Source organism: Kitasatospora nipponensis (assembly GCF_039528135.1).
GTDB classification, from domain to species: Bacteria; Actinomycetota; Actinomycetes; order Streptomycetales; family Streptomycetaceae; genus Kitasatospora; species Kitasatospora nipponensis.
The window spans coordinates 1-5612 of the sequence record NZ_BAAALF010000313.1; the positions used below are offsets into that span (position 1 = coordinate 1).

4 protein-coding genes and 1 pseudogene are annotated in these 5612 nt (G+C 67.4%); 4 read left to right on the forward strand and 1 reads right to left on the reverse strand.

All coding sequences use genetic code 11. The annotated features are described in order from the left end of the window. Both ABD323_RS39115 and ABD323_RS39120 read left to right on the forward strand, forming a co-directional pair. Window positions 1-1070: pseudogene (locus tag ABD323_RS39115) on the forward strand (mobilization protein); the annotation flags it as partial. Between the two features lie 158 nt (window positions 1071-1228). Further along, window positions 1229-1576, forward strand: a complete 348-nt coding sequence (locus tag ABD323_RS39120) for a hypothetical protein (RefSeq protein ID WP_344446868.1) — start codon at window positions 1229-1231, stop codon at window positions 1574-1576. A 300-nt stretch (window positions 1577-1876) separates the two neighbouring features. Here the strand turns inward: ABD323_RS39120 and ABD323_RS39125 are convergent, their stop codons facing one another. Next, window positions 1877-2077, reverse strand: coding sequence for a hypothetical protein (locus ABD323_RS39125; RefSeq protein ID WP_344446869.1), 201 nt, complete (start codon window positions 2075-2077; stop codon window positions 1877-1879). A gap of 242 nt (window positions 2078-2319) precedes the next feature. Here ABD323_RS39125 and ABD323_RS39130 point away from each other — a divergent pair, with 242 nt between their 5' ends. Continuing rightward, window positions 2320-4617: a tetratricopeptide repeat protein gene (locus ABD323_RS39130; protein ID WP_425556313.1), complete on the forward strand. Its 2298-nt coding sequence runs from the start codon at window positions 2320-2322 to the stop codon at window positions 4615-4617. Between the two features lie 285 nt (window positions 4618-4902). After that, window positions 4903-5463: a restriction endonuclease gene (locus ABD323_RS39135; RefSeq protein ID WP_344446871.1), complete on the forward strand. Its 561-nt coding sequence runs from the start codon at window positions 4903-4905 to the stop codon at window positions 5461-5463. Window positions 5464-5612: the final 149 nt, after the last annotated feature.

Below are 5612 nucleotides of genomic sequence, written 5' to 3' on the forward strand. Positions count from 1 at the left end.
TCCGCGTCAAGCCCCGCCTCGCCCCCTCCGGCGACACCCTCGGCTACTCCGTCGCCCTGCCTGGCGACCGCAACCGCGACGATCAGCCCATCTGGTTCTCCGGCTCCACACTCGCCCCCGACCTCTCGCTCCCCAAGATCCGCCAGCGCCTCGCCACCGGACCCATCGACCAGGCCGCCACGAATCTCGCTGCCGACACCACCGGCACCAACACCCGCTGGTCACCGCCCGCCATGGCTCGCCGCCACGCGACCCGGCTCGCCGAGCGGGCAGCCGTCGACCTCGACACCGGTGGCGACGACGCAGTAGCCCAGCTCGTGGGCGTCGGCGAACTCCTCGACGCCGTCGTCCAGACCTCACCGGCCGCCACCCGAGACGAACTGCGCGCCGCCGCACGCGCCTACGAGCGCGCCACCCGCAGCCACGTCAGCGCCGAGCGAGCCGACAACCGAGCCCTGCGCTCAGCCGCCCGGGGCATCATCCAGGCCGGCGGCGCGCTCGGCCGAGGCGAGGACGGCGGCGCCACGGCGATGCTGCTGTCCACCCTGCTCCTGGCCGCCCTGGCAGCATCCCGCTGGCACTCCGCCCGAGGACACGCCCAGCAGGCCGCCGCCTCCCGCAACGCCGCCGAACACCTGCACACCGCCTACCGCCAGGCCGCCACTACGCCGATGAAGACCATGCACGAGCAGGGGCGAGCACTGCCCGAACCCGATCGCCGCCGCCTCGACGCCACCATCCGCGCCGCTCTGCCCGCAACCGAAGGCCGGCCTGCCCGAGAAGAGCCCTGGGACGCACTTGCCGCCACCCTCGCCCAAGCCGAGCAGGCGGGCCACGACCCGGATGAACTCCTGCAGGAGGCCATCGCACAGCGGGAGTTGGGAATAGCCCAGGACGTCAACGACGTATTCGTCTGGCGACTGCGCCGCCTGGCCAACCTCCCGGCCCACCCGGATTCGCCCGGCAACCCCAGCGGAGCGACCGGCCGCTATAGGCCCGCAACCAACCGGGCCACCACCCCGTCCACCCCAGCCGCGACCGCGCCGCGCACCCGCGCGCCTCGCCGCTGACCCCCGGTCCGGCAGACCGGCCGCTGGCGCGCCGGACCGGGCAAAGCCCTGGACAACCAGTTTCACCAGCCGCTACTGATGAACCGAAGGCACTCGACGGGGAGAACACGCTCGTGACCAGACCTACCAACCACCGCACGAAGCCGGCATCGACACCCTTGACGACCGCACCTGCCAGCGACCCGCTGCTCCAGTTGCAGAACGAGACCGAGCCCCCGAGCGGTCCGGGAGCCACCCGCTGCCTCAACCACCCAGACGAGCTCGCCCTGCGCGGCATCCCGGTCATCTGCTCGGCCTGCAAGGCCCGCCGCGACTGGCTGCTGATCAACCAGGGCCGCAACGTCTACATCCGCTGCCGCTGCGCGAACGAGTGGCTGGAGCCGGAGGTCACCCGGGCCGACTTCGACGCGATGGTCAACGGCCAGTGGACCAACTACCCCACCCTCGACGCCGCCATCACAGACACGGGATTCGACGGCTCCTTCGGCGGGATGTATCTCGCCTAATGCGCGATGTTGCATTGGATGCAACATGAGTGGAGCGGTGCGCCACCTCGCACCGGAACAGTCCTGGGCATCGTGACCCCGTCGTGCTCGACACGCTCATCCATGAAGCCGTGGACGTGCTGATGCGCTGCTGACCCCACTCGACTGGCCGGCCGCGCGGCCGCCACCCGTCCGGTGCTGTCCGGCCCCGGCGGCGGGGGAGGCCGTAGCGGCCCCCTCTGCTGTGACAGGGGCCTCTCTTTTGAATCTTGTCGGATCAGGGCCCGCCACCTGGCGGTGCCGCCAGCCATCGGGCTGGCCTCAGAAAAGGAACGCGGCCAGGGCTCCAGTGATTACGGCGGCCAGGGTGAGGACGGCGGCGAAGGTGGCGGCGCCACGAGTCAATGCGGACGCGTAGGTAGCTCCGTCGATACGGGCCAGTACGCCTGCCGCCGCGGCAGCCAGCAGCGCGAACACCACGACTAGGGCGAGGGAAAGCAGTACGACAGCGACTCGGTTCACGACAGTCTCCTGTGAAAGGAAGGGACCTTGACGTGACCGACGGTCGCGGACTTGGTGTTCACCATGGTTTGGCTGGACGATGATGAACACTGTTGGACACCCGGTGAGGGGGCTTGGTGAGCGGAGCTGACGAACGGGCAGCAGCGCGAGCTGAACTACGCGACCGGTTGGAGGCTGGCCTGGCCCGTGTACGGCTAACGAAGACTCAGCTTGCCAACCGAGCTGGTCTGAGCCGCACCACCGTGCATTCTGCCTTCCAGGTCGCTGGCCCTGTTCCGACGGCAGCGACCGTTGCGAGACTCGCCCGGGCGCTACACCTGCCGGAAGACGAGCTGCTGAGGCTGCGACGGGCCGCAGCAGGCGAAACGGGTCACGAGCGCACCGCGGGAGATGCACTGGGCAAGCCGATCGCGGAATGGGACCCGCACGACCTTGAGGTCCATCCTGCCGGCACACCTTCGGCAATCAACAGCGCCAATGCCCGCACCCGTCTGGTACTACCTGGCTATGTCAAGCGCGAGCACGACCGGATCCTGGCTGAGGCGGTTCGCGATGCCGAGCAGGGCCAGAGCCGGATCGTGGCACTGGTCGGATCATCGTCCACGGGCAAGACGCGGGCCTGTTGGGAGGCAGTGCAGCCGCTAGCGAAGAAGGGATGGCGACTGTGGCACCCCAACGATCCAACCCGGGCCGAGGCCGCGCTCGCCGACCTCGAACGCGTCCAGTCCCGTACCGTGGTGTGGCTCAACGAGGCTCAGCACTACCTCGGCGACCACCAGAACGGCGAGCACATTGCCGCAGCCGTCAACAGCCTCCTCACCGACGCCAACCGCGCTCCGATCCTCGTCCTGGGCACCCTCTGGCCAAACTTCGCCGATCAATACGCGAACCTGCCCAGCCCGGGCTCGGCTGACCCACACAGCCGAACCCGCGAGCTCCTCGCCGGCCGTGTCTACACCATCCAAGAAGCCTTCGACAGCAAAGCGCTACGGGAAGCCGACAAGCTAGCCCAGGCCGGAGATCAGCTGCTCTCCGATGCCCTGACCCGCGCCCGCACGGATGGACGCATTACCCAGGACCTAGCCGGCGCCCCCGAACTCCTCCGCCGCTACGAACACGCAACCCCAGCGGCCCGAGCCATGCTGGAAGCAGCGATGGACGCCCGCCGCCTCGGCGTCGGCCTCCACCTGCCACAGGCCTTCCTCACCAATGCCGCCACCGACTATCTCACCGACCACGACTGGGACCAGCTCACCGAAGACTGGGCCGAGGCCGCCTTCGCCGACCTCGCCCGCGACGTCCACGGCAAACAAGCGCCGCTGCGCCGCACTGCCCCCCGCCCTCGACGTCGGCCTCCGATCGGTCCCGAGCTCCGAGTCGCACCCGATAAGGGGTCAGTTCTTCGGCTCGCCGACTACCTTGAAGACCACGGACGCACCACTCGCAAGCTGCTGTGCCCACCCGCATCCTTCTGGCAGTCCGCCTGTGCCCACCTCACTCAACCCGAGGATCTCAGCAACCTCGCCGACGCCGCTAGCTTGAGACACCGTAAGCAGTGGGCCTACCACCTCACTCAGCGAGCCGCCGATTTCGGCCACCCCATCGCCCTGGCCATTCTTGGACAGGCACGGTTGAAGGCCGGAGACCGCGAGGGCGCCGAGGTTCTCTACCGGCAAGCCGCTGAATCTGGTGATGGCCGCACCCTGACCTTTCTAGCCTGGACAAGCGAGGAGGTTGGAGACCGTGCATTCGCCAACGATTTCGCACGCCGGGCAGCCCAGGCGGGTGATCCTGACGTCCTGTTCCTCCTGGCAAACAGACGGGCGGAGAGCGGGGATAAGGAGGGTGCCGAAACTCTCCTACAACTGGCCGCCAACACCGGCCACCCGGTCGACCTAACCCTCCAGGCAGCGATGTATGCGACGATCGGTGACAGGGAGAGTGCAGAAGCACTCTTCCGCCGGGCCGCCGACGCTGGCGATGCCTCCGCCCTGACCTCACTGGCGCGCTTGCGGGAGCGGGCTGGGGATCAGGACGGTGCTGAAGCTCTCATCCGCCAGGCCGTCGACGCTGGTGACGATCGCGCTCTTGCTGATCTGGGTCGAGCACGGCAGCAGGCCGGAGACCGTGAAGGAGCGGAGGCCCTCTTCCGTCGAGCTGCCGACGCTGGCGATGGGTTCGCCCTGGCAGAGCTGGTACGGCTGCGAGTCGAGGCCGGGGCCTGGGAAGCGGCTGTTGCCCTTGCGTACCAGGCTGCCGATTCCGGCTACATGTTCGTCCTATACATCCTGTTGGAGGCACGGGAGAAAGCCGGGGATAGGGAGCACGCCGAAGCCATCGCCCAGTCAGCCGGTGCTGGCCACTCGGACGCTCTAGCCTTCCTCGCGGGGCTACGGGAACAGGCCGGGGATCGGGAGGGTGCTGAAGCTCTCTTCATTCAGGCCGCCGACGCCGGCGGTGGGTTCCATGACCCTAGAATCCAGGATCGGTGGCCCTTTGGACTCGACCCTGACGGCTTGCCTACTCCCCCTTGGCCCTAGAAGGCTTGTCAGGGTTGCCTAGTAGCATCCATGCCTCAGCGGCCAAGGGGGCAGACAGTGGGAATTGACCGGAATTGGGACCGATGCCTGTATTGCGGCAGGCCAGTGAGGCTCACCGGAGACAGGGCTGAGGGCTCCCAATACAGCCTGGCTGGCGGTTGGCTGGGCACGGTTCACGATGTTGCTGCCCGCTGCGGCACGTGGTTTGTTCCAGCTGAGAAGCGGTTCATACCGGCCAACGAGGTGCGGTACGAACGTGTGTACCGGCCGGATGGAAGTTGGCGAATGGTCGAGGCAGTTGGTGCTTTGGAGCCGATGTCGTTACGCGCCTTGCGCTCAGCGTCTGACTTCGATTGTGCGGTCATCACTGCAGGAGGTGACGCGACCCTGTGCCGCGATGACGATCTGTGGATGCGCGCTCGCCCAGGCAAGCCCCGCGAGTTCCTCCCACTAACCATCAGGTCGTTCGAGGATGTCTGTAGTCTCGACCATACCCAGTTCGAGCACCTGATCGCGGATCTGCTGTATCTGGCGGGCTGCAGCATCGTGCAGGAGAACGGTAAGCCCAATGACCGCGGCGCGGACGTGATCGCTGTGACTGCGACCGGTCGGAGGCTCGTCGTGCAGTGCAAGCGTTGGGCGAGCAAGGTGAGCTTCTCCGAGCTGGCTAAGGTGGGTGGGACGGCTCGGCAACTCCACATGGCCGATGACGTGTGGGTAGTTGCCCTTACAGGTTTCACGGACCCCGCATGGGACTACGCGGAGGCGGCGGCTATCACCTTGGTGGACGGGCCCGACCTCGAGCGCTGGCTGCACGGCAAGGTGCCCGCCTCGCTCGTTGGCTGAGAATGATTAGCCGTCTTTCAGAATGCGGTCGGCGGCTTGATTTCGCTGGTCAGGCATGGCGTGGATAGTTCTGCGACAGAGATAGCGAAGACCTAACGCCACCTTCGAGACCACCGCCCCCACTTGGCAGGCATTCGACGCCGCGAAAC

Bases quoted from the DNA above. Each gene is read 5' to 3' on its own strand.
- ABD323_RS39135 (WP_344446871.1), top strand. From the start codon at position 4,903: ATGGTCGAGGCAGTTGGTGCTTTGGAGCCGATGTCGTTACGCGCCTTG.